Source organism: Alteromonas sp. V450 (genome assembly GCF_001885075.1).
Taxonomy (GTDB): Bacteria; Pseudomonadota; Gammaproteobacteria; order Enterobacterales; family Alteromonadaceae; genus Alteromonas.
Window position 1 is genome coordinate 868,181 of record NZ_MODU01000004.1, and the last position, 25,661, is coordinate 893,841.

19 protein-coding genes, 1 other RNA gene and 1 pseudogene are annotated in these 25,661 nt (G+C 45.6%); 8 read left to right on the top strand and 13 right to left on the bottom strand.

The genetic code is table 11. The features are described from left to right. Positions 1 to 100: 100 nt before the first annotated feature. From BK026_RS19760 to ssrA, 7 genes and pseudogenes are all read right to left on the bottom strand, one after another. Complete coding sequence (locus BK026_RS19760) at positions 101 to 631, bottom strand: HNH endonuclease signature motif containing protein (protein WP_256253670.1); 531 nt, start codon at positions 629 to 631, stop codon at positions 101 to 103. Positions 632 to 853: 222 nt separating this feature from the next. Continuing rightward, positions 854 to 1,390: pseudogene (locus BK026_RS19940) on the bottom strand (uracil-DNA glycosylase); the annotation flags it as partial. 67 nt (positions 1,391 to 1,457) lie between these two features. Beyond that, complete coding sequence (locus BK026_RS19480) at positions 1,458 to 1,802, bottom strand: hypothetical protein (protein ID WP_143142077.1); 345 nt, start codon at positions 1,800 to 1,802, stop codon at positions 1,458 to 1,460. 652 nt (positions 1,803 to 2,454) lie between these two features. Continuing rightward, positions 2,455 to 3,003 carry a recombinase family protein gene (locus BK026_RS03795; protein WP_071814614.1) on the bottom strand — a complete coding sequence of 183 codons (549 nt, stop codon included), beginning with the start codon at positions 3,001 to 3,003 and terminating at the stop codon, positions 2,455 to 2,457. Positions 3,004 to 3,183: 180 nt separating this feature from the next. Further along, positions 3,184 to 4,167 (bottom strand): FRG domain-containing protein, encoded by a 984-nt coding sequence (locus BK026_RS03800; protein ID WP_218163402.1) that lies wholly within the window; start codon positions 4,165 to 4,167, stop codon positions 3,184 to 3,186. A 110-nt stretch (positions 4,168 to 4,277) separates the two neighbouring features. Then, the gene (locus BK026_RS03805; protein ID WP_071814616.1) at positions 4,278 to 5,627 is read right to left on the bottom strand and encodes a DUF6538 domain-containing protein; all 1,350 of its coding nucleotides are present in this window, start codon (positions 5,625 to 5,627) and stop codon (positions 4,278 to 4,280) included. A 163-nt stretch (positions 5,628 to 5,790) separates the two neighbouring features. Further along, positions 5,791 to 6,150: a transfer-messenger RNA gene (gene ssrA / locus BK026_RS03810) on the bottom strand. A 392-nt stretch (positions 6,151 to 6,542) separates the two neighbouring features. Here ssrA and BK026_RS03815 point away from each other — a divergent pair. Continuing rightward, positions 6,543 to 7,766, top strand: coding sequence for an NADH:flavin oxidoreductase/NADH oxidase family protein (locus BK026_RS03815; protein ID WP_071814617.1), 1,224 nt, complete (start codon positions 6,543 to 6,545; stop codon positions 7,764 to 7,766). Positions 7,767 to 7,779: 13 nt separating this feature from the next. Here BK026_RS03815 and smpB read toward each other — a convergent pair whose 3' ends face one another. Beyond that, positions 7,780 to 8,259, bottom strand: a complete 480-nt coding sequence (gene smpB / locus BK026_RS03820) for an SsrA-binding protein SmpB (protein ID WP_014949307.1) — start codon at positions 8,257 to 8,259, stop codon at positions 7,780 to 7,782. 145 nt (positions 8,260 to 8,404) lie between these two features. On the opposite strand from smpB, the gene BK026_RS03825 reads away from it, so the two are divergent. Together BK026_RS03825 and BK026_RS03830 are read left to right on the top strand one after the other, a co-directional pair. Further along, a complete protein-coding gene (locus tag BK026_RS03825; protein WP_071817478.1) occupies positions 8,405 to 8,836 on the top strand; it encodes a type II toxin-antitoxin system RatA family toxin in 432 nt (143 codons plus the stop codon). Then, positions 8,833 to 9,180, top strand: coding sequence for an RnfH family protein (locus BK026_RS03830; protein WP_071814618.1), 348 nt, complete (start codon positions 8,833 to 8,835; stop codon positions 9,178 to 9,180). The genes BK026_RS03825 and BK026_RS03830 overlap by 4 nt, the downstream gene beginning before the upstream one ends. A gap of 59 nt (positions 9,181 to 9,239) precedes the next feature. Here the strand turns inward: BK026_RS03830 and BK026_RS03835 are convergent, their stop codons facing one another. Both BK026_RS03835 and BK026_RS03840 read right to left on the bottom strand, forming a co-directional pair. Beyond that, positions 9,240 to 9,719, bottom strand: a complete 480-nt coding sequence (locus BK026_RS03835; protein WP_071814619.1) for a MarR family winged helix-turn-helix transcriptional regulator — start codon at positions 9,717 to 9,719, stop codon at positions 9,240 to 9,242. Between the two features lie 30 nt (positions 9,720 to 9,749). Beyond that, on the bottom strand, positions 9,750 to 11,720 hold the full coding sequence (locus BK026_RS03840; RefSeq protein ID WP_071814620.1) for a choline BCCT transporter BetT: 1,971 nt from the start codon (positions 11,718 to 11,720) through the stop codon (positions 9,750 to 9,752). 300 nt (positions 11,721 to 12,020) lie between these two features. Between BK026_RS03840 and BK026_RS03845 the strand changes: the two genes are divergently transcribed. From BK026_RS03845 to BK026_RS03855, 3 genes are all read left to right on the top strand, one after another. After that, positions 12,021 to 14,747, top strand: coding sequence for a TonB-dependent receptor (locus BK026_RS03845; protein ID WP_071814621.1), 2,727 nt, complete (start codon positions 12,021 to 12,023; stop codon positions 14,745 to 14,747). A 141-nt stretch (positions 14,748 to 14,888) separates the two neighbouring features. Beyond that, positions 14,889 to 16,898, top strand: a complete 2,010-nt coding sequence (locus BK026_RS03850) for a tetratricopeptide repeat-containing sulfotransferase family protein (protein WP_071814622.1) — start codon at positions 14,889 to 14,891, stop codon at positions 16,896 to 16,898. Positions 16,899 to 17,033: 135 nt separating this feature from the next. Next, entirely contained in the window at positions 17,034 to 17,945 is a 912-nt protein-coding gene (locus BK026_RS03855) for a tol-pal system YbgF family protein (RefSeq protein ID WP_071814623.1), read from the top strand. A gap of 134 nt (positions 17,946 to 18,079) precedes the next feature. On the opposite strand, the gene BK026_RS03860 is transcribed toward BK026_RS03855, so the two are convergent. Next, entirely contained in the window at positions 18,080 to 18,892 is an 813-nt protein-coding gene (locus BK026_RS03860) for a pyruvate, water dikinase regulatory protein (protein ID WP_071814624.1), read from the bottom strand. Between the two features lie 271 nt (positions 18,893 to 19,163). Between BK026_RS03860 and ppsA the strand changes: the two genes are divergently transcribed. Both ppsA and BK026_RS19615 read left to right on the top strand, forming a co-directional pair. Continuing rightward, a complete protein-coding gene (gene ppsA / locus BK026_RS03865; protein ID WP_071814625.1) occupies positions 19,164 to 21,536 on the top strand; it encodes a phosphoenolpyruvate synthase in 2,373 nt (790 codons plus the stop codon). Positions 21,537 to 21,852: 316 nt separating this feature from the next. Beyond that, a complete protein-coding gene (locus BK026_RS19615) occupies positions 21,853 to 22,002 on the top strand; it encodes a hypothetical protein (RefSeq protein ID WP_177247862.1) in 150 nt (49 codons plus the stop codon). A gap of 701 nt (positions 22,003 to 22,703) precedes the next feature. On the opposite strand, the gene BK026_RS03875 is transcribed toward BK026_RS19615, so the two are convergent. Together BK026_RS03875 and BK026_RS03880 are read right to left on the bottom strand one after the other, a co-directional pair. Beyond that, positions 22,704 to 24,965, bottom strand: a complete 2,262-nt coding sequence (locus BK026_RS03875) for a molybdopterin cofactor-binding domain-containing protein (RefSeq protein ID WP_071814626.1) — start codon at positions 24,963 to 24,965, stop codon at positions 22,704 to 22,706. Further along, the gene (locus tag BK026_RS03880) at positions 24,962 to 25,468 is read right to left on the bottom strand and encodes a (2Fe-2S)-binding protein (protein WP_014949319.1); all 507 of its coding nucleotides are present in this window, start codon (positions 25,466 to 25,468) and stop codon (positions 24,962 to 24,964) included. The genes BK026_RS03875 and BK026_RS03880 overlap by 4 nt, the downstream gene beginning before the upstream one ends. Positions 25,469 to 25,661: the final 193 nt, after the last annotated feature.

Sequence of the window (25,661 nt, forward strand, 5' to 3'; positions counted from 1 at the left end):
CGATAATAATAAACAAAGGTGAGATCGCCTCGCAGAAATGAAACGACGCGGCGCGAATTACCCTCGAGTCACACTCCAGGAAGGACCCGCTTTACGGTCGCTACGTCGCTCTGTGCGGCTTTCTCAGTCGAGATAGTTTGTCATAAAGCGATTCCCTTCGGTCGTGCTTGTCGACTGCATGGTGAAGCGCTCTGTGACAGTTGGGGCATAGAGCTACTGCGTTGTCGACGGTGTCTGGCCCATTGTCTGCGAGACGCACAACATGATGTACTTCGAGATACGGTGAGCCGTCATCTTTTACGAACGGAGAGGCGCAGCCACAAGACTCGCACTCGTCGCCAGCTTCGTTCAGTACCCATGCGACAACCGATGGGTCTCGTTTGTAGGACGTGGAGGTAGTCTCGCTTTTAGACGGGGTCTTGTTGCCAGAAGGAGGCGAGGGGGGCTGCTTCTTACGGAGTGCCTCTACCTGCGTATTGAACGTCGCAACGTCGGTGGGAGCGCTCTTTTCGACTTCTGCCAGTAAGAGCTCAATCTCCCTGGTTACGTTCGCTCCGACGTTTCTCGCAGGTCGCAACCCTTTGATCCACTCTCGACCCTGCTGAGCCAATACGTGTGAGATGTTCTGCATTCTGAACTCGAAGGACTTCTCCGTCCTGTCGAAACGTTCCGCAAGACGTCGATAGACTTCCTTTTTCACGAACGGCTCACCAGCGGTCTGCTTGTCTCTCATTTCGACGTACGCCTCGACAGAGGCTTTCAGTTCTTCCTTTGTCCACTGATTACCGTTCGAAGAAATAATTCGAGCTGCCTCGTCGAACACCTGCTTTATTATCGGCTCCGAGCCTTCCGTGTTCCTCGCACGCATTGCAACGTGGGGGCACTTTAGAACAGTCACACGTTTTTCAACCATGCCGACCAACCTGTCGTATTGAGAGCATGCAGGTTTCCCGATGAGTACGACAACTTTCAGATTCGAGAGGAGTTGAAGAATTTCTTGAATCGAAGAAGCCCCATTGATGACTTCAGCTTTTGATAGGCTTGTAGACTGGTTATCCAGGAACCACGGAACGATATTCCATAGGAGAATGTCCTTGCGGTTGATACCCGCTTCATCCAGGAATCTGAACATAGACGATGCAGTCTGATCGGGGTTTTCCTGGGAAATGAAACCACTCTCAACCGCTGGACCAGGCGATGTTTGGAGAAACAAAGCTTGAGCCTGTGCGCCTCCGTCGAGAGGATCAAAATTAGGAAAGGTTACAGGACGGTTCGCATAGCTCGCCATTTGCTCCAAACAATCACGAAGAACGGCTACGTGCGGTTCTTTGAGAAGTGAGAGTCTCCGATGAACTTCGGACTTATCTTTCAGTGCGTATTTTTGAGTCATTTAAAGATCCTTTTTGTACCCATGATGTCAGTGCTCGGGTCATACTTCTACACTTTTGACGTTGTTGCTAAAAATCTAAGTCTTCGTCTAAGTCCTCTTGGCGCTTCTCTCTTCGTTTAACCGACACGGGAAGATCCAAACGTGTCTTTCGACTGACTCGTTTTAGTGCGGCGAGGAACACATCCTCGTCTTGTTCTACCAGCTTCTCGATCGACCTTGCCATCTGTTCAATTCGAGCTGCCTCGCTGCGGTCTTCGATTGGCTTTCTGTCGAGCACGAACCGATAGGAGGGAAACCCGAGATGGTCTGTGGGAATGGTCTCTAGTCCCGCTCTCGCATAGCCTTCTTTTGCCATCTTTTTGCACCATCGAGTGACTTTACCAATGATGTCGTTTTCATCGTCTGACCTCACTACCTCTGCCTCTTCGATGAGCTGTCGAGCGGCTTGGCGAACCTTCTGTGCGAGCCTTTCTCCGAGACCCTGTTTGACGAGTTCGCTGGTGGAAATACCATCATTCGAGAATATACAGGAGCGAAACGCAGCCCTGGTCGCATCGCTGGGCGAGACGCTTACCCCGTGTCGTGTATTGACCATATAAGCGAGACTGAGTGCCTCTTTGAACGAGTAGGGGCGAACTATCGCTGGGATCTTTGTTGGTGTCTTCTCGGCCACCTTTTGGTACACCTGAAGACGATTATGTCCGTCGAATACGAGCCACTCGTCGCCGTCTCTAAATACCTCGATAGGGTCGGTGTGCTCTCCTGCGGACACAATCTTGAAGAGACGCTTTCGAAGTGCGGCCAGGCTCTCTGCCTCGCCTCGTGAATCATCACCGTAGACGGTTTCAGAGCGAACTTGAAGGCGTGGATCTGTGTCGACCTCGTTTGGGTCTAGGTACATTATCTTTTCGTTCATCGTTACTACCTGTTGTGACGAAAAGGCGAACCCGTACGGTAGTTAATGAAGGAGGGGAGTCCTGACAAGGCTAAGACCTTTATTTGTCGAGCTTCCCGAGGCGTTAGTACTGCCGAACGAGGATCGCCAAAATGCCGGAAAATGACTTTTATGATTCGTTCTTGATGCGCTGAATCGTTTTACTGCTACAACCGAGCTTCTTGGCGATTTGAGCCATAGGGAGACCCTCTGCGAGCAAGGCTTTGACTTCTTCTCTGTCGACACGTTTCGCTCGTTTTTGGCTGTAGACGCCTCTCGCTTTTGCTTTCTCGATACCTTCACGTTGGCGTTCGTTAATCATCGCTTTCTCGAACTGTGCGACTGCACCGACCATAGACAGCATGAGATCCTGAAATTTGTCGACTATCGACCCGCTAAACGTGAGGTCTTCTTTGTGGAACTTCAGGGTCACGCCTTTCGACTTGAACTCTTCCACCAGCGTTAGAAGGTCTTGAAGATTACGAGCGAGACGGTCGATTGAATGGACGTGAACGGTATCGCCCTCGCGAACATAGTCGAGGAGGTCGGTTAGAGCAGGTCGGTCGGTCGACCCACCTGAACACTTGTCAGTAAAGGTCTTGTTGACTTCGACACCGTCAAGCTGGCGTTCGGTGTTCTGATCGGTGGTGCTAACACGGATGTACGCAATGTCAGTCATATTTCCCTCATGTGGACATTAAGATCTAGAGTCTCCGTATTATTCCGAAAATCGAACAAATGTCAACGTTAATGTCCACCAAAAAGACGGACATTCTGACTGGACGTTTAGGTGTACCTTGATGTCCATCATTTCCTCGACCAAGCAGTAATCGCCATAGTGAGAATATCTATAAGCAACTTAAAAGTCCCGCTCTTTGAGTGTTTGACAAGTCGCATCAAGACCTGGAAAGAGAGACGCCGCGTTAATACCCATTAGCGATAAGTCCGCGATGACGTCATTTCTTTGTTTCGCTTCAATGTCGATGATCTCCAGGTATTTTTCGCCAGTTTGTTTTTCGACATACTTCAAGTAGTGCTCTATCGACATCAGGTTTGTGAAGGTAACGAGTCCTTGTTGCGGCAGCACTCGAGTATTGGAGCTAGAGACAATGTCCAACAAATTAAACGAAGGACGAGGATCTATCAGTGCAGTACCCCCACTTAGACCAGAGTTCCGCCATTGTTGTCCATAAAAGATGAAAACTCGTACTTTACCATCATGGTCTTCATATTTATCCAGCGAATTGAAACCGAAAAATGCTGCAACGTATGGAGAACGGGTCCAATCCAAGAAAGGAGTGGGGTAGCCGTGATGTTGGCCGAGAAGAACTAATTCAGATAAATCCCCGCCATCCTGAAGAAAAAACTTCCGACCGAGTTGTGCGGCTACGTATTTGTTTAGATTGTTGAGGTCTTCCTCTTGGTATCGAAAAAGGTTTCGCCTATTAGTTCGATGAAAAGAGGTAACCAATGGCCAACTACTATCTGACTGACCTCGAAATATTGCGTCAGGGTTCGTTTTGGCTTTTTCGTGGATGAAGGACTTAAAGTCGCTCCAACTTAATTCGTGGTCTGGCGGTGAAGATTCAACTTGAATATTATCAAAGAGTTTCAATTGACCATGTGTGTCAACGTCTGTTTGCCAGTTCCCAGAGATTTCCCAATCGTCATTGAATTCACCTTGAAAATTGATTTTTTGCGGTGCTACAGCATTGGGGTTTGTCGGGTAATCGGGGTCAAAAAACGGTAGAACTAAAGACGAAGTCCCAACGATGCTTTTCCCTTCACGTTTTAAATCGAAAATCGCTCTCACTGATGGCACAGAGGGATCTTTATCATGCAAACAGACGAAAGCCTTGTTTAAACGGTCCGCATCAATGCTCAACATTATTGTCCCTTCGTTTGTACCGCTGATTCGACCTATCCAAAGTCCCCAGGCAAGTTCCATGTTCATCAATTAACCCTCATATATGTAATCTTCTGTATGATTCGCTGCTTTTGAACTAATGACATTCCAGCAGAATACAGCGAATAAGTCATTCCGGTCTTCTCATGTCCAACAATCTCCGCGGCCTCGTTGTGACTTACACTTGCTCGTTCAAACAGCGTGGACACCGTTTTACGAATCGAATGGAACACGTAACGACCGTCGAAGCCGAGGCCATCACGAAGTGTTTTGAACCGTTTTCCAACAGCGTCTCCTCGCTCCCCATTCTTAGTGACGGACTCACCAGGCAAAAGATAACCGTCGGAACTCTTCTCGACAAGCTCATCCACCAGCGCTGCCAGTTCGCTGTGTACGGGAACCTCGCGAAGTCCGGCTTTCGTTTTGGCGTCTATTATATCGAAGAACCGAATACCGTCTCGTTCTTTAACGTGTGCGACCTTGAGACGAGCGATCTCCTCGCGTCGCATCCCGGTGTAAGCGGCGATAGTGATGGCGGCGACAAGGTTTGGGTCTTTACGAGGTTTATTTTTGGCTGCGTCAATGAGCCGTGGCACGTCGGAAACCTCGAAGGCTTGCCGAAGGTCTTGTTTCGATGCTTTTCGTTTGCTGGTGAACTTGTGGCCTTCGAAAGGGTTTGCCTCGTCGGGGTTCAAGTAGTCAAGCCTTTGCAAGAACTCGAAGTAACCGCGACACGTTCCTACTCGGGCCTTGATAGTGTTCTCGGCGAGGCTCTGTTGTTCCATTTCCATGATCCACTTTGTCACATCAGAACGCTTAACGGGGAGGGCGGGGAACCGTTTGTTTAGTAAGTCGAGATGATGCTCCCTTTGCTGCTTCGTACGTGATTCAACCGAAAGGCTCGATAAATACTCGTCGACGTGGGTTGGAGTCGGCAGAAGGATTCCTTCGACAATATCTGCAAAGCGTCTCATCGCATCGGGGCCTTCCTCGTGATAGATCCGCTCGAGTTCGTCGGAGTAGACCATCTGCTGCGTCCCCAAGCCTAACTCGTCAACGTCCCTTGCTAAAGTGGGCTTATAGCCATGCTGCCGTGTAAACTTCTCGATAAGAACCGCGTCTTTGCGACGCTCATCTTCGAGTATTTTTCGCCACTCAAGTGCTCGATGGGCTACACCGACGTTTCCTCGGTATGTCTCGATCTGTGCCTTCCATTCAGTGACGATTCGACTCGCCCTATACTCAGCGTCTTTTAGATTTTTGGTTTTTAACGTCTGCCAAAGCTCGGTTTTCCCGAAGAACTCCCGGACGTCCTCGGGGACTGTTAAACGTGCGTAATAAGTGTGGCCGCGTAGCGCAAGGAACGGCCTTCCGACGGGCTTTTTCCACTTAGCCATGCCTTTGGGTTACCTCATTTAGTTCCACTTCGAGACGCTGATTTTAGCGATGTTTCTCGCTGGGTCAAGGCTGGTGGGTTCCCCGAAATAGTTCCCCGAAGGTGTAGGCAATAAAAAACCCCGAAGGCTTATTTTACGCGGCCTAGCGGGGTTCTTCAGTGTGTGGTGGAGCTGGCGGGATTTGAACCCGCGTCCAGAAAATGTCTACCTTTGGTACTACATGCTTAGTTTGTCATTTATTTAACTGCTTGGAACTCCGACAAACAGGATTTCCTTGCAGCTGGCCTAATACTGTTTCGCGGTTCACCCTTAGACAAGGTTCCCTCGCTATCCTACTTGGATGACCTTCCGAATCCCCGCTAGCAGGAAGAGACTAGGGTGGAAGGGCCTATGCCGGTTATTAAGCGGCTAGTGCGTATGTTTCGTCGTTTGCGACTATTTAAATGCGGCTTTTTTAAGAGGCCAACCGCTCCTCTGCATGCACCTCCGGCTTCCTAGATCCTGTCGAATCCTAATCAGCCCCGAGCGTGATTTTCAATAATAGCACAATTGTCACATGGTGAAATACAATCTTTTGAAAAATTCTATAAATTTTAATGGTTTGGCTATAAATCAACCAAGAATAACATCTGGTTTTTCAAAAACTTACCCGTGTGGCCTTCAGTTTCAGCTTTTCTAAAACTACAACGCACTAACAGTGTGTATCATTGAAGTACTATAGATATGTGGATGCCTGAGTAAAATTCAAGTGCTCGACGCACAAGGTCTATGCGAGAAACGCAAATTACAAACTAAAACAGCGCTTTTTATTTGAATGAAATAGCAAATTTTAAGGAAATAGTGCTGCTGTAGTGATGCAATTACCTTGAAGAACTATTAAAGTACGGGTCCACGATTAAAAGGCTTGTTGTGTTAATGTCTTCAGATTCTATTTTGTATTCTCCCTATACCTTGCCCTGTGGTGTCACAGTAAGAAACCGTCTCGTTAAAGCTGCAATGGAAGAAAACATGTCCAGTATGGGCAATATTCCTGGCGAATCGTTATTTTCTCTTTATCGTTACTGGGCTCACGGTCAACTTGGCATGATCATTACGGGGAATGTCATGGTAGATAAATCGGCCATGACTGGGCCCGGTGGCGTAGCGCTTGATAACAACACTGACTTAGCACCCTTTCAAAAGTGGGCGAAAATTATTAAGTCGAATGGGGCGCTCGCCATCATGCAAATCAATCACCCCGGCCGTCAAGTATTTAAAGCTATGAAAGGGAAAGCAATTGCCCCTTCGGCTGTGCCAATAGATATGGGCAAGCATTCCAAGCTTTTCGCTCAGCCAAAAGAGATGACTTGTCAGGATATACATCAGGTTTGCAAATCATTTGTCGAAACTGCCAAGCAAGCTGAAAATGCAGGGTTTGATGGTGTTGAAATTCATGCCGCACATGGTTATTTGCTAACGCAGTTTTTATCTCCACTAACCAATCAGCGACAAGACGAGTGGGGCGGTTCAATTATTAATCGTGCCCGTCTGCTAATTAACATTGTTAGTCAAGTCAGAGCCGTATGCGCGAAAGACTTTGTTGTAATGGTAAAGCTTAACTCCGCTGATTTTCAGAAAAATGGTTTTTCTTTTGATGACGCATGTGAGGTAGTGAACCGACTAGAGGCCTTAGGGGTTGATATGGTTGAACTATCTGGAGGAAGCTATGAAGTGCCAGCCATGCAGGGCGAAACGCGCGACGATACAACCCTCGCTCGGGAAGCGTATTTCCTTGAATTTGCGCAAGTACTCGAGCGTAAAACTGATATTCCCTTAATGACAACGGGTGGAATTAAACGCGCAGAAGTTGCAGAGAACGTGATAAAACAGGGGTGTGCGTTGGTTGGTCTTGCTAGCGCTTTGGCTACGACACCCGACCTAGCGAAAAAATGGCAGCATGAATGGACGTACACAGGCATTATCCCTGACTGTACGTGGAAGGATAGGTCGCTTGCAAGCCTTGCTAATATGGCGATGGTCCGAAGGCAGCTAAGGCGCCTTGGCAACAACCTTACTACGCTTAGAAATCCTTCACCACTATGGAGCCTTATTCTTGATATGCTACATCGCAAGAAAATGACGAAACGGGATGTGAGCTAATCAAAACACAGCGCTATACGCTGTGTTTCATCATTCTTTCTTTTTGGCGCTGCCAATCTTTGTCTTTAATGGTGTCACGCTTGTCATGAGCGTGCTTACCCTTAGCGAGGTGAATTTCTAACTTCACCCAACACTTTTTCCAATACATAGATGTGGCAACGATAGAATAACCTTGGCGGTCTCGTGCTCCCATTAAGCGGTCGATTTCTCGTTTGTTCAGCAACAATTTGCGCGCACGCTCGGGAGCAGCAATAACATGGGTAGAGGCTTGGTTAAGCGGACTTATTCTACACCCTACCAAATATGCTTCGGCATTCTGAATAATAATGTACGCATCGGTAATGTTCACTTTACCGGCACGAATGCTTTTAATTTCCCACCCTTGTAGCTCAAGTCCGGCCTCGAACTTGTCTTCTAGGAAATAGTCATGACGCGCTTTTTTGTTTTGCGCGATATTTCCTGTGGTGTTTTTGTTGGCTTTATTCTTTTTCATGCTGGCTATTATACTGATTGTTCGAAGGAATGTCTTTAGTTGTCATTGTTATCTTATATTGGGGCATTTGGTTCAAAACCGAATACGAGCGAAGCAAAATTTCTGTGATACAATGCCGCCAAGAGTTTTAATTATAGTGGAATCAATGCCAAGTATTCATAGAAGCGCGCTGGTAGCTCATAGCGCAGAAGCCATGTTTAACTTAGTCAACGATGTAGCTTCCTACCCTGAGTTTTTGCCAGGCTGTACTGATAGCAAAATCCTCGACACGTCAGCGCAAAGCATGAAAGCGTCGTTGTTAGTGGCAAAAGCAGGTATTAAGCAGTGGTTTACAACACAAAACGTGTTAGAGCCAGGTAAAAGCATTCAAATGCAGCTGGTCGACGGGCCGTTTCGCTCGCTTACCGGTGGGTGGACGTTTTCAGCGTTATCTGAAGAAGCCTGTAAAATTGAATTAAATCTTGAATTCGAATTCAGTAACAAATTAGCTGAAATGGCGTTTGGCAAAGTGTTCAACAGTTTAGCGAGCAGTATGGTTGCTGCATTCACAGACAGAGCGCGGAGCGTGTACGCATGAGTAAGAAGCTCATCAATATTGAGGTGGCCTATGCGTTACCCACTAAGCAAACCATTATTGATGTCGCAATTCATGAAAATGCAACGGTAGAGGAGGCGATAGAGGCCTCAAATGTACTAGAACAGTTTCCCGACATAGATTTAAAAGCAACAAAAGTGGGCATTTGGAGCCGTGTGGTTAAGCTGCGAGATACACTTACCGACGGCGACCGTATTGAAATTTACCGCCCGCTTATTGCCGACCCCAAAGAAATTAGAAAGCGTCGTGCAGAAAAAGCAAAAGAAGAAGGGCGTGCCGATAAGGTAACGGGTGGAAAGGTTAACCCACTAAAGGCTAAATCGTAGCAGCGCGATGTAAAACGATGATATTAAAAGGCCCTTTAAAGGGCCTTTTTTGACGTGGTCTATACGGTCTTATCGGCAATACTGCCGACCTCAAGAAACGGTGATGCGTCGATATCTTCAGCATCCATCATGCTAGCAATGCGCTGAACGGTGGCGACCATTTGACTTTGTTCCCATTCCTTTAGGTGCGAGAAACGCTCAACGAAGTGCTCCTGTAGCGGACGAGGAGCATCAACTACGGCTTCTTTACCACGCTCGGTTAGAAATACGCCAACTTTACGCTTATCTTGTGTACTTCGAATACGCGTGGCCAAGTCTCTTGATTCAAGACGGTCTAGAATATTGGTGATAGTAGCAGGGCTTAAATTAATGTTTTCTGCTATTTCTCGCACCATAATACCTGGTTGTTCTTGTATGTTTTGCATAACAAGCAACTGAGGCCCAGTAAGCCCAACATGTTTACTAAGTTGCTTGCTTCGCAAGTCTACAGCACGTATTACCCGCCGTAGTGCCACTAATAATTCTTCTTCTTTACGCATAGTACTTCCAACAAAATAGTAACGCGTGCGTTACTTGAGCAAATGAATAAAATGTTGGTGCTTGTGATAGTGATCAATCACATCGTTTATCACCGATATTTTAGACCAGCCCATAATATCATAATTCTGACCACCTTCACTGAGGTGTACTTCGGCGCGATAGTACGTTGCCTTTTGGTTTTCGTCCAGTGCTGGTGCATCAGATGGCCCAAATTCTGGTTGTTCTGTCGGCATAGGGTATACCGCATAGATAAATTCTGGATCGTTCCCCATGTCCACCGTAAGAATTAACGCTTCGTCTGTATCGCTTACTGTAGCGGTGAATTGCTGTGTTTTGAATTCTTCCCCCACTTCAAAAAGCGCAGGCTTCACAACCTTATTGATATAGCGCCTAACTGCATTTTCATCTGGAAACGTAACAATATTTTCAAGACGCTCTTTCCAGTTTTTGTCGCCTTCATTATGCTGAGGTGTTCCGGCTAGAACCTGCAAACTTTCACGCTTGTACGCTTCTACTCTCAGTGCTTTTAGTAAGCCTGATATTGCGATAAGCAAAACAATAGCGAAAGGGAGTGCGGCGGCAATGGTCATCGTCTGTAATGCACCTAAACCACCCGCGTACAGTAGTACTGCACTAACTACACCAACGCCTATCGCCCAGTAAACGCGCTGCCATAAGGGGGTGTTGTTTTCGCCATGAGAACAAAGCATGTCTACAACCATAGCGCCTGAATCACAAGAAGTAACAAAAAATACAACGACCATGAGTACGGCAATAAAACTCAATACGGAAGAGTATGGGAATTGTTCCAAGAATACGAATAATGCAACGGACGTATCTTCATTAACCATTTGAGCAAGCGCATCTTTGCCTTGTACCAACACTTGGTCAATGGCACCGTTGCCAAACACGGTCATCCAAAACAGCGTAAATGCTGATGGAATAAGCAGCACGCCCATGACAAATTCACGAATGGTTCTGCCGTAAGAAATACGGGCGATAAATAGGCCTACGAACGGTGCCCATGCTAGCCACCATCCCCAGTAAAAGATAGTCCAGCCACCAATCCAGTCTGTTTTTTCATAGGCAAATAGGTTAAACGTGTTGCGCACTAAATCTGACAAATATGCCCCAGTGTTTTGCATAAATGCCTGCAGTAAGAACACTGTCGGGCCCAAAACCAACACCGTCAGCAGTAATAAAATAGCAAGTACCATGTTGGTTTCAGATAACCGTCGAATGCCTTTGTCTAACCCCGTGGTTACAGAAATAACGGCTAACCCTACAACACCTGCCATTATGGCAATTTGTACACCCGTATTTGACGGCAGTCCGAATAAATAGTTAAAGCCAGCATTAACTTGCGACGCACCGAAACCAAGCGACGTAGAAACGCCGAAAACGGTTGAGGTAACAGCGAAAATATCAACAACGTGACCAGGCCACCCATATATTTTGTCGCCAATAAGAGGGTAGAGTGCTGAACGAAGCGTTAGTGGTAAATTTTGGCGGTAGGCAAAATAGCCTAAAATGAGTGCAACAACGGCATAAATAGCCCAAGCATGAACACCCCAGTGAAAAAATGTGGTTTTCATGGCTTCTCGCACAGCGTCGATGCTTTCTGCTTGAGCAGTGGGTGGAGCCATAAAGTGCATTAGCGGCTCAGCAACACCAAAAAACATTAACCCGATACCCATGCCGGCGGCGAACAGCATACTCAGCCATGTACCAAAACTAAATTCTGGCGTGGCGTGGTCTGGACCGAGTTTGATTTCTCCGTAGCGAGACATGCCAAGAAATACAACAAACAAGACAATTGCAGCAACGGTAAATACGTAAAACCAACTGCCGTTAGTTACTATTACGCTTTGCAACTGCTGAAAAATAGCGTCTGCTTTTTTCGGGGCACCTGCGGCAAAAATGAGTAAACAAACGATTATTGCTGACGACGTAATAAACACCGGTTTGTTCAAAGGTGAAGTTTTAATGTTTTCACTCACGCAAAAATGATCCTTTCTCTTCCTTCGGGTTAAAGCTTTTACGTTGAAATATACCGCATGGAGCACTTTTTATAAACATCAGCTGAAATAATTAGAGGTAAATCTTTATTTTATGATCTTTTTAAAGGCTTTCTTTTGAATATTTAGCTTTGTGAATGCTTGTACATCTTTCGAATAAGATTTATTCGTTAGAGTAGAAATTATCTTGGTATGGTGTATCTTTATATATGATCTTTTTGATACGTGTAAGAAGTAAACACTATCCGAAGAATTAATAATAATTGAAGGAAACACACACCCATGCGAAAAACTCAGCTAAGCTGTGCAATTGTCGCTGCACTGGCTTCCACTCATCTGTACGCGCAAGAATCTGAAGCCCCCGCTAAACTCGAAACCATTGAAGTTACAGCCACTAAACGCGCTGAATCAATTCAAGACGTGCCCGTAGCGGTAACGGCGCTAAATGGAAAAGCGTTAGAAAACCTTGGTATTGATAACTTCCAAGATTACGTAGAGTTTTTGCCCAATGTGGTGTTTCAGGGCACAGGCCCTGGTCAGAATGAAATTTATATTCGCGGTGCAGCAACAACACAGTCGAACATCATGCTTTCATCTGTTCAGGCGTTGCAGCCGTCAGTAGCGTTTTATCTTGATGAGATGCCGGTTTCGATGGCAGGGCGCAACTTAGATGTTTACGCAACTGATGTTCAGCGTGTAGAGGTACTTCCTGGGCCACAGGGGACCTTGTTCGGTGCAAGCTCTCAGGCGGGAACCATTCGACTTATTACAAATAAACCGGATCACACAAGCTTTGCCGCAGGTTTCGACACCAATATTGGCTTTACCAAAGGTGGCGAAATGAGTAACGCCGTCGAGGCTTATTTCAATATGCCGCTTACTGATGATTTAGCAGTGCGTGTGGCTGCTTACAACGATAAGCAAGGTGGTTGGATAGATAACGTCATGAATGTGCCAGGTGAGGGCGGTTACATTGGCAGTGCGGTCGTAATCGACAGAATTTCTGGTGGGGTGCTGGCTGATCCTGCAGGGATGGACGCAAACAGGATCACTAATCCAAACATTAATTCAAGCAACGACGCCGCTGTGGTTTCTCCCCAAAACGATGCGCTGGTAGAAGAAGACTTTAACGATGCCATGTACACCGGTGCACGCATTGGGTTGTCTTACCATATAAATGAAGATTGGGATTTGCTGGTACAACATACGCAGCAAACTCTCGATACCGAGGGGGTATTTGCTTACGACCCTACGCTTGACGGTGAGAGTTCTGCTTTGCGGTTCCAGCAAGAAGAAAATAAAGATGAATTTGGTTTGACTACGTGGACTCTTGAAGGGCGCTTAGAGAAGCTAAATGTTGTATATACGGGTGGCTACCTCGACAGAGAAATAGACACACTAGCCGACTATACCGGTTACACTAATGGCGGTGCATTTGCTGCGTATTATGTATGTAACCACTATGAGGCGGGTGTAACGCCAGAAGATCAGCGTTGTCTTGATCCAACTAAGTATTACCGTGAAGATACTACGTCTACGCGTGTAACCCATGAACTGCGTTTTAATACAACATTAGACGAACCATGGCGCGTGACAGCAGGTTTATTCTACGACGAACAGGAAGTGTCTACGGTCGGGCAATTCAAAATAGCGAATACTGACGGAGAGTTAACAGCCTTTGGCTTTGATCAGCTAGCGCGCACGTTAAAGCCTGTATCTGAAGGCTTGGCGCCAATTGGCGCTAACAGCGATGGTGGGCCGTTCCCGTCAGAGGTAAGTTTCGTTAATGATATCACACACACCATAGAACAAATTGCAGCTTTTGGTCAGTTTGAATACGACATTACTGACACGGTTACAGCAAGTATTGGCGCTCGCTGGTACCAAATTGATGATATCTATCAAGGTGCTACAACCACAGTCGATGTAACACGTCGAATTCGCGCTTTTGGAAGCATGGATCCCGCTCAACTAGAAGCCGTAGGACTAGATTCCGATGCTATTGCACAAGCAGTTAGTAATGGCCAGTTAGAGGTAGGTCTGCTTGGTAGTGACGGTGTCTTGACCGTGGATGACACCATCTTTAAGTTCTCGCTCGACTGGAAAGCGACAGACGACATACTGTTATTTGCCAATTACTCAGAAGGCTTTCGACCACCTGTTACTAACCGCGTTGGCGGCGGGTTAGCAAAAAACCAGAGTGGCGCGTTTGAAGGATTCCGCATTCCGGTATATTCAACTACCGATACCCTAGACAACTATGAGCTGGGTATTAAGGGAGACTTCTTTGATGGCCAATTTAGGGTAAACGCTACGGCGTATTATTCTGAAATTGAAGAACTACAGACATCTCGATTTGACCCCACCAATATCTCGTTCTTAGTATTTACCGACAACGTTGGTGATGCAGAGATAAAAGGTATTGATGCTGATATGACCTGGCTAGCTACAGATGATTTAGTGATTAATGCTGCATTTAGTTTACTAGACACGGAGCTAACGCGGGTAAATGATGAACTGGTAGGAATTGCCGCAGGCGTAGGTTCAGAACTTCCTTATTCGGCTAAATTCTCTGGTAACGTTAACGCACGATACTTCTTTGAGTTAGATGGTGACCGTCGAGGGTATGTAAATGGCTCAATTAGCTACACGGGAGACCGCCTAGCCGGAATGATCATGGATGCCTACGTTATGGAGGACGCCACACAGCTTATCTACGGAACGGGCTCTGGCCTTAAAATTGAGCAAGAGGCAGATGTGTATGAAGGGGTGACTTACGCAGACTCCAATGGAGCAACCTTCCGAGGTGGTCGTTATGTTCAAGAGTCATACATATTGACTAACTTGGCCGTGGGCGTTACCAATGATGTATGGAAGGCCGAACTTTACATAGATAACGTGTTTGACGAACGTGCCATTTTGAATATTGATACGCAACAGTTTACGCCAAAAGTTGTGACCAATAGACCACGTACAATAGGCGTTCGTTTCTCTTACGATTATTATTGATAATGCTTCAATAATTCCACATAGTATTTAACGAAGCCAAAAAGAGAGCGTTGACAAGTTTCGGCGCTTTCCTTTTAGAAAAACGGCAGACTCTGTGAGTTCGCCGTTTTTTACTTTTATGCGCAACACTAGGCATCATCAATGACGTCAGAACAACAACAAGTTATTTTACGTATCAAACAACTGCTGATGCAGTCGCAATACCAATTAGTAATATCGTCATGTAATGAAATACTTGCCGCTAAAACCGCAGGTACTGATCATATTTTGATTAAGTCTTTACAATTACCGGTAGAATTAACCCCAGCACTAGAAAAAGAATCCCTTTATTTAAAAGCGGTAGCGTGCCGCATGCATGGCGAGCACACCACGGCTATTGCATCGCTTAACTTATTGATAGAACAATTCCCTGATTACGGCCGTGCTCACCAAGAATTAGGTTACTGCTTATTAAAAACCGACCAGAAAAAAGCCGCATACTGTTTTTATCAGGCTACACAGTTTAATCCTGCGCTGCTTTCGTCATGGCTTCAGTTGGAAAGTGTGTATAACGCCGACAGACAACAACAGGCATTAACACTGTGTCGGCAACAAATAACGTTTCTAAAAGCGTTACCGAAACCAGTTCTAGGCGCGACTGACTTAATGTACGAGGGCCAGTTACACAAAGCAGACCAAGTTTGCAGACAATTTTTGCAGGAGCAGCCTCATCATCCCGAAGCAATGATGCTTTTAGCTGAAATTGGTGTTCAGCTAAAAGCGTATAGCGATGCTGAATTTTTATTAGAGAGTTGTGTAACGCTCTATCCAGACAACGACAAGGCTGCCATGGCGTATCAAACGTTATTGGCCAAATTAGGTAAGTTTCCTCAAGCTGTTAAAATAGCCGAGCAGCGACTGGCAAAAGCACCTGACAGTTTTTCAGTAAAAGTAGGGCTAGCGCATGCGCTAGTTGGCGTGGGTGATTTGCATCGGGCAACAGACATTTATCAACGTTTACTTAACGATAATTCAGACCGGCCCGCGATTTGGGTTGCACTTGGTCATGCATTAAAAGCAAAGGGCGACACGAAAGAAGCGGTAACGGCTTATGAAACAGCAATTGAACACGCCGGTGACTTTGGCGACGCCTATTGGAGCCTTGCTAATACCAAGACATACAAATTTACCCCTGCGCTATTAGCGCAAATGGCAGCACAAGTAAGCAAGTCGTCGATTTCATTAGAAGATAAAATTCACATATGTTTTGCGCTAGGGCGAGGGTATGAAGATAGGGGCGATGCTGAACTGTCATTTCATTACTATCAACTCGGCAATAGCCTTAAAAAACGAACGCTGCAGTTCGACATAAGGCGCACCGAAAGCGCGCTGCAGGCACAAAAAAGCGCCTTCGCAAAAAAAGATTTCAATAAAGCGAGCGGATGTCAGGCAACAGATCCCATTTTCATCGTTGGCCTTCCTCGCGCAGGCTCTACGCTTTTAGAACAAATCTTAGCGTCGCATTCAAAAGTAGACGGTACCATGGAATTACATGATGTATTGGGTATTGCATCATCGCTAAGTCAACACGCCACGCCTTACCCAATGAACGTCACATCACTTAGCGATGAAATACTTCTCCAACTGGGTGAAAAATACCTTAGTCAAACGCAAGCTTACCGGCAACAGGCACCATTTTTTATTGATAAAATGCCAAATAATTTCATTCATATTGGATTGATAAAGAAAATTTTACCTAATGCTAAGATTATAGATGCGCGCAGAAACCCAATGGACTGTTGTTTTAGCGGGTACAAGCAACTATTTGGTGAGGGGCAAGAATTTAGTTATTCGCTTAGTGATATTGGCCGTTACTACAACGCTTATAAAGATCTTATGGAACACTGGCACAAGGTATTACCAGGGGAGATTTTAACGGTACACCATGAAGATGTGTTGGATGATTTGGAGGGTGAAGTAAAACGCATTTTAGCGTTTTGTGGTCTTGAATTTGAAGAAGCATGTTTGGCATTCCATAAGACAAAGCGCGTTATCAAAACCCCTAGTTCAGAGCAAGTAAGGCAACCTCTCTATAAAACAGGATTGGGGCAGTGGCGGCCTTTCAATTCCTTTTTAACCGAGCTAAAGCAAGAATTACGAGTAAAAGAGTAGTTACGCTAAATAGCGTTATTGATAGTCATTTAAGCTGCTTTTATTGTGTCTGAATGATATTTGATGTGCGTGTATTACCTTTTCTTTATGTCGTTTTGCCCTATAATCTGCGCTAAACGTCACGGTTAAAAATCGATGCTCAAATTTATAATTATCACATGGCTAATGCTCTTGGCGTTGCTTGTCAACTCCCGTGAAACGCTGGCAAACGACTTAACCATTGCATGCACTGACACTATAGACGCATGCTTAACAAATTTTGAGTCTAAACAAGCACAGCATGACGTTAATACGCCCATGTGGTGGGAGTTCCAAATTCAGAAGCTTGATGTACTTTTCAACTTTCAGCGTAATGATGAGTTGTACGCAACGTTGCGCCCTTGGTTGAATAACCGTACGATTTTAGCTGATGTTAAGCCGTCTATATTGTTGTATTGGGGAAAATGGCTACGTGTAAATCACAGGCAAGATGAGGCAGAAAAAGCGTTCAGAGAGTCATTGGCAGGCTTTAAATCACAATTTTCTATAGCACCGTCGCCACAATTAGGCATTAGGATCCTTAATTTACTCAGCGTATTGAGGATGAATAAAGAGGCGGAACGCTTCGCATTTGAATTAGAAACTAAAAAATATGATGCCCCTATTTTTTATCGTGAAGTGTTTGCAGAGTTAGGCCATATTGCTCTGCGTGAAGGCGATAATAAAAAGCATATCGATTACAGAATAAAATCGTTAACGTGGGCAAAGCAAGTCCCCGATCTTCAGCAACAGGCCATAGCCTATTACGGCTATGCGGTGGCGCTGCGTAATAATAAAGACTACAAACAGGCGGAAGTTGCGTTTATTGAAGGGTTAGCATGCGCAGAGCAAGCGAAAGACTTTGCTCAAGTGAATAATATAAAAATGCGCATTGCCGAAGTAGCTCTGCTGCGTGCACAACCTGAGAAAGCAAGAGCGTGGTTTAGGCGGGTATCGGTAAACGACCTTCCATCGGTAGTTGTTAAAGATTACCGCGCGTTGGCAAAACGCATATCCACATCGAATTAAGAAGCAAAAAAGTGCTATCAGATTGTGTAAGTTTTCTGCGCGCGTTTTGCCTTTTGCGCTATTGATATGAGTTAAGCCTGCAATAAAGGCCGAGTATCTACGTGCTAAAGGCCGAATATCTACGTGCTAAAGGCTTAGTATTTACGGCGCTTAAGACCGGTTTCGGCCAATATTTTTGCTGAAATTTCCTCAATCGAATATTTAGTACTGTTTAAAAATGGGATCTTTTCCTTTCGATAAAGGTTTTCCACTTCTCGAAGTTCCATACGACATTGTGGTAGCGATGCGTATTTACTATTCGCCCGTCGCTCAGAACGTATCTGATGCAGTCTATCGGCTGCTATGGTTAAACCAAACAACTTGTGTTTAAAACGTTTCAGAGCAGGAGGCAGCTTTAACATGTCGCCCATGTCTTCTTCTGTGAATGGGTAGTTGGCAGCCTTTATACCGTACTGCAGCGCCAGATATAAACTCGTTGGTGTTTTCCCTGACCGAGATACACCCGTAAGAATTATGTCCGCTTCGTCGTAGTCTTTTAAATTTGAGCCGTCATCGTTAGCTAACGCATAGTTAACGGCTTCAATTCTAATGTCGTATGTGGTTTCGTGAATACTGTGTGTACGATGTTTTTCTGGTTTTGAAGGAACGCCGAGTACTTTTTCCAATGGTGCTACGAATTGGTCTAAGAAGTTGTAATTAATACCCACTGATTTGGCGATAATTTTGCGAATATCTACATTCACAATTGTATAAAAAACGAGCGGGCGCTCTCCTGTGTCTTGAAAACTTTCAGAAATTTGCTGCAAAACTTTATGCGCTTGTTCCTCAGTTTCAACAAAAGGAATGGTGTTGTGATTGAACTCTACGGGAAACAACGAAAGCAGGGCGTGGCCGAAGACCTCTGCAGTAATGGCCGTACCGTCTGATATGTAAAAAGCTGTGCGCACAACAAATCCTTAACATTGGTGTAATTTAATTACAAAAGTAATAAAGGGTTTACTTTCTGAATTTCTCCATTCTAAGATGATTTCGTCGAAAAGCTACCTCGTTCTAGTGAATGGTGACAAATAACAGTTGTTTACTGTCAAACGTAATGAACACGGGTTTCTGTTAGTTTTATGGCAGAGCGACTACAATTTTTTTGTTTCAGGTGTCACAAAGCACGAGCCTGAAATTAACCTCATACCCTACACATAAAAAAAGCTGGAGGCTTGGGCTGTGCAAGAATACGTACTTTGGTATCAAGAACTGGGCATGCATGATGTGGGTCGCGTAGGCGGCAAAAATGCATCATTAGGCGAGATGATTTCAAACCTGGCGAATGCCGGTGTGCAGGTGCCGGGAGGTTTTGCTACCACCGCCGAGGCATTTAATGAGTTTCTAGAGCAAAGTGGCCTAGAAGCTAAGATCCACGAAGTTTTAGACTCGTTAGATGTAGACGATGTTAACGCGCTGACTGAAGCGGGTAGGAACATTCGCCAGTGGATCATCGACACGCCATTTCAGGGCAAGCTAGAAGAAGAAATTAAAACCGCGTTCGTCACGCTACAAGGCGATGCAGGTGAAGAAGCATCGTTTGCAGTGCGTTCATCGGCTACGGCTGAGGATATGCCCGATGCGTCTTTTGCAGGACAACAAGAAACGTTTCTAAACGTTAAAGGCTATGAAGCTGTGCTTGTGGCTATTAAGCACGTGTTTGCATCGCTATTCAACGACCGCGCTATTTCATATCGCGTACACCAAGGATACGACCACAAGGGCGTGGCGCTATCTGCAGGTATTCAGCGCATGGTACGAAGCGACATCGCGTCTTCGGGCGTTATGTTTACCATTGATACCGAGTCAGGATTTGAGGATGTAGTGTTTATTACCAGTTCATTCGGTTTAGGTGAAATGGTGGTGCAGGGTGCGGTTAACCCTGACGAATTCTACGTGCACAAGCCAACGCTAGACAAAGGCTTGCCTGCTATCGTTCGTCGTAACCTTGGTAGTAAGCTTACTAAAATGGTGTACTCAGACGATGAAGCTCACGGTAAGCAGGTGTCTATCGTCGATATTGATACCGCTGACAGTAAAACGTTCTCGTTGACGGACGACGAAGTAATGGAGCTTGCTAAGCAGGCACAAATAATAGAACAGCACTACAAGCGTCCTATGGACATTGAATGGGCCAAAGACGGCGCAGACGGCAAGCTTTACATTGTTCAGGCTCGCCCAGAAACAGTACGCAGCCGTGAAGACTCACAAAGCATCGAGCGCTTCCAGTTGAAAGGTCAGAGCAACATCGTTGTTGAAGGCCGCGCAATTGGTCACAAAATCGGCGCTGGTGTAGCAAAGGTACTTGATTCAATTGAAGAGATGGACAAGATCCAGGCGGGTGATGTTCTGGTAACTGACATGACAGACCCTGACTGGGAACCTATCATGAAGAAGGCGTCTGCAATCGTTACCAACCGTGGTGGCCGTACGTGTCACGCGGCTATCATTGCGCGTGAATTAGGTATTCCAGCGGTAGTAGGTTGTGGTAACGCTACTGACAGCATTAAAACTGGCGACAAGATCACTGTATCTTGTGCAGAAGGTGACACAGGCTTTATTTACGGTGATGAACTAGAGTTCGACGTTGTTACATCACGCATTGATGCAATGCCTGACCTACCGCTAAAAGTAATGATGAACGTGGGTAATCCAGATCGCGCATTTGACTTTGCGCGTTTGCCAAACGCGGGTGTTGGTCTTGCTCGCCTAGAGTTCATTATCAACCGTATGATTGGTGTACACCCTAAAGCGCTACTTAATTTCGACAGCCAACCTGAAGAGTTGAAAGAAGAAATTAGTGATATGATAGCAGGCTACGAGTCACCAACAGAATACTATATCGAGAAATTGGTAGAAGGTATTTCAACCATCGGCGCAGCGTTCTCGCCAGAGAAGGTTATTGTTCGTATGTCAGATTTCAAATCGAACGAATATTTTAACCTAGTAGGCGGTTACCAATACGAGCCTGACGAAGAGAATCCAATGTTGGGTTTCCGTGGTGCTAGCCGCTATATTTCTGAAGATTTCCGCGATTGTTTTGCTCTTGAATGTGAAGCCATTAAGCGCGTTCGCAACAAAATGGGCTTAACCAATGTTGAGATCATGATCCCGTTCGTTCGTACGCTAGAAGAAGGTCGTAAAGTTATCGAGCTTCTGGAAGAGCAAGGTTTGAAGAAGGGTGAAAATGGACTTCGCGTTATTATGATGTGTGAACTTCCATCAAACGCATTACTTGCAGATAAGTTCTTAGACATTTTCGATGGTTTCTCTATTGGTTCTAACGACTTAACGCAGCTAACCCTAGGTCTCGACCGTGATAGCGGCCTTATTGCGCACTTGTTTGACGAGCGTGACGAAGCAGTTAAAGCATTACTTTCAATGGCAATTCGGGCAGCGAAGAAGCGTGGAAAATACGTCGGCATTTGTGGTCAAGGTCCATCCGACCATGAAGATTTTGCAGCCTGGTTGGTGGAAGAAGGTATCGATTCCGTATCACTAAACCCAGATACAGTTGTAGAAACGTGGCTATACCTTGCAGAAAAACACGGCTAATGGCATAACGCGATGGTTCTTAATGATGGTTCTTAATTAGATAAATGTTTGGCTCATAGTTAGTCTTACTTTAGAACCATCTATAACGACTTTTAAAAAGAGACCTTCGGGTCTCTTTTTTTGATTGTTACTGAAGTTACTCGAAGATTTAGGGTATTGAAGTCGCGTATTACATTCCTCAAAAAAACTATGGTTATTTAGCAAAAGTATGCGTTTATGTGTGCTGAAAACATGACTTTATGTAATTAAAAATGTAATATTACAAAGTGACTTTCACTTTGAATCTTTCATTAATAAATAACTTGGTTGAATTCTCATGGCACATAATGACAGCGCGGTTTCAGTAAACACATCCGAAGAAAATGTTATGCAATCAAGCTCTGTGGCAGAGCAGTTGGCGCAAGCCCAAAAGGAAATTAACGAACTTAAAATGCAGTTGATGTGGATGGAACGCAACTACGAGTGATTATCTAGTTGTTAAACTCGGGCTTAAATCGTCCGAGTTTTTTGTTTTGATAAAAAGAAATTTTGAAAGTCTACATTGCGACTTTCAGTTTTTGGTTGGTCTTTACGGGTAACGCTTTTTTCATTGAGTTTCAAAATATGCGCTAGTGTGGATAAACAACGTTAGCAATATTTTAGATGCAGGGAAGGGGAAAATGGCTTATCGGTTCAAATTTTTTGCTCAACCAGTAATCACTGATATAAGAACCCTTTGTTAAACGGCACTTGTAGAATTCACTTGGTTTGATTTGTGCGGTATTTGCTTACGCAAGTTATGGTATTTTCGTCCATCTTTTCGTTGCGTGTAGCGTTATCTCCCTCGCGTGCTTCTGCTTAAGCATCTACAACCTTTAGTGTCTCTACTCTCATCCTTGAACTGTTTTAAAAAATCCTAACCTTTTTTACTAGAATTTTATCCTAGATAAACGTAACAACGGGTGCATGCTTAGCGTCTAAAGTGGAGCTTGTACTACCTCGAATAGATAATTTCCCGCGCAGAAGGTGTTGGTAAGTTCCCTAGCCAAACGTGGGTATGCAGTAAACGGAAAGGGTACATAAGTACACCGATAAAAAAGGGTAAACACACCATGTGTTTACCCTTTTTTAATTGCTTAAAGCACGGCTTTGAGATTTAACTCGTAGCGGTGCTGGTTAGTTCAGAGCTTATGCTTTCAGCTGGTTACCTATAGGCAACTGTCGAATGCGCTTACCACACGCAGCAAAAATGGCATTACAGAGCGCTGGTGCGTATACCGGCGTTGCTGGTTCACCCACACCGGCTGGCGGTGCATCGCTTTCAATTACTTCTACGTCTACCTCTAGCGGTGAATCGCTCATACGCGGTACACGGTAGTTGTGGAAGTTACTTTGCTGTACACGGCCTTTATCAAAAGTAATACCGTCACTGATGGCGGTGGTAATGCCGTATACTGAGCCGCCTTGCGTTTGGTTTTTCACCGTGTCTGTATTAACCACAGTACCTGCATCAATGGATACCCATGATTTAATAACGTTTAGGTCTCCCGCGTCAGACACCTCAACTTCCACCACAGTGGCTACATATGTTAGGAAGCTGCGGTGCGCTGCTATCCCAAGGCCGCGGCCTTTAGGCATCTCTCTACCCCAACCAGCCATCTCAGCCACTTTCTCAATAACATTGCGCAGGCGCCCTGTATCCAGTGGATAAACTGATTTATCACCCCAGTAGTTGTTGTATTCGGCTTTTTGCTCGGTAACATCGATAACTCTGTCAGGGCCGATAACTTCTAAAAGGTAATCCTTCGCGTCTTTACCTGCTTTGTGCGCCGCTTCATTGATAAACGACTGAACGGCAAAGGCGTGAAAAATATTTGATACAGAACGCATCCACCCAATACGTGCTTTTGCTGGTGCTTCACCGCGTTCTAGCTTCATATTCGGTGTAAGAATTGGATTGTCTGTAAAGCCCAAATCTAATTCAAAGCTAAACGGCGCGTTGGCTCCTTCTTGGAAAGTAGAGGCAATGGGTGAAAACGCGGTTCTGTGAAGGTAAGCGTCAATTTTGCCATCTTCAGTAAGCGCTGCTTCAACATGTTGCGCTGACACTGCATGGTAGAAACCGTGCTGAATGTCGTCTTCACGAGTCCACTGAACACGAATTGGTTTGCCCGTTTTCATTGAAAGGTATGCAGCTTCAGCAGAGAAGTCAGGCTTGGACTTACGCCCAAATGCGCCACCCAACATGGTAACGTGAACATTGATTTTTTCTTTGTCCATGCCAACCATAGCGCCCACTGTTTCCATATCAGCCTGCGGGTTTTGTGTTGCTGCCCACACGTCAACGCGATCTTTGTGGTACATGGCAGTAGCACAAGGTGGCTCCATGGGCGCCTGTGCTAAATGTGGTACGTAGTAGTCTGCTATTAGCTTGTCGCTGGACTTTTCTAACACACCCAACGCATCGCCTTTTTCTCTAACAAGTGCTTGAGGTGCATTTACTGTGTTAAGCAACTGCTCTTTAAAGTTCGCTGAGTTATAGTCGCCATTTGCGCCATCGTCCCAGGTCACTTCTAGCGCCTTGCGGCCTTGCCATGCAGCCCACGTGTTGTTAGCTATAATAGCTAGGCCACCTTTTGGTTGGAACTGAGGCGCACCTTTTGGCGCTGGAATTTCAATTACATCAACAACGCCATTAACCGCTTTTGCTTTATCTGCATTGAAGCTTTTCACTTTACCGCCCACTACAGGAGGGCGTTCGATTATAGCAACAAGTGCCTTTGGCTCGCGCACGTCGGCGGCAAACGTGGCTTTACCGGTAACGATATCTTGAAGATCGATATGCGCCATACCGGTATTAATGTAACGCCATTCTTTCCTGTCTTTTAGCGTAAGCTTGTCTGCTTCTGGCGGCGTAATGGTTAACGCATCGTCTATTAAGTCTTTATAAGCGAGCGTTTTACCCGAAGAGTGTGTTACCACATGCTGCTCGGCAACACAGGTACTTGGCTCAACACCCCAACGCTTAGCTGCTGCATGTTGCATCATATAACGCACGCTTGCGCCCATTTCTCGAAGGCGCTGCATATTAAAGCGAATACTACGCGAGCCATCGGTGTTTTGGTCACCGTACTTAGGGTCGCCTTTGCCCTGAATAACAACGACTTTATCCCACGCCGCTTCCATCTCGTCAGCTACAATTTGCGCAATAGCAGTACGGATCTGTTGACCCATTTCGCTGCGGTGACACGTAACTTCAACCATGCCGTCAGGGCGAAGTGCAATAAATAAATTTGCGCGCTTTGCGTTTTCTGCAGGTTTTGCTAATACGCCTGCCATGGCGCGAGGTGCACCGCCCATAAAATAGGTACCAAGAACCAGTGCACCCGCCGCAGCTGTCGATTTTAAGAAACTGCGGCGATTCATATCAAAATAGGTATTCTCACTCATGCTTCTTCTCCCGCTTGGGTTGGGTCAAAGTAGCTTACGCCAGCGTTGCCGCTTATTGATTTCGACGCAGACTTAATGGCCTTGTGAATGCGAGGGTACGTTCCGCAACGACAGATGTTGCCCGACATATTCTGAACAATCTCTTCGTCACTTGGCGTTGGGTTGGTTGATAATAGGCTGGCAGCTTGCATAATTTGCCCACATTGGCAAAAACCACATTGTGGTACTTTGTGTTCTACCCACGCTTTTTGGACAGGGTGATCGCCATTTTCACTAAGCCCTTCAATAGTGGTAATTTTTCTGCCTTGAACGGCTGACACGGGCAACACGCAAGAACGTTGTGCCATGCCATCAATGTGGACAGTACACGCACCACATTGTGCCATACCACAGCCAAACTTAGGTCCTGTAAGGTTTAATTCGTCACGAAGGTACCACAACACTGGTGTTGAAGGGTCACCAGAAAATTCGTGTTTGTTACCATTAACGGTAAACGTGATCATGGTCTTGTCTCCATAGGTAAGCGAAAGAAATGACGTGGTCCAGGTTGTTTAAATCTGGCCTACCCAAGCAGCGCAATGCGGGGTCAACGCATTACACAACGTCATATCGATACGGTTACATTGCCTGATGATACGAATTGCCCAAGATGCTGAGCATGCTTAGGTCATTGCCACTATTATTATTGTTGAAGGC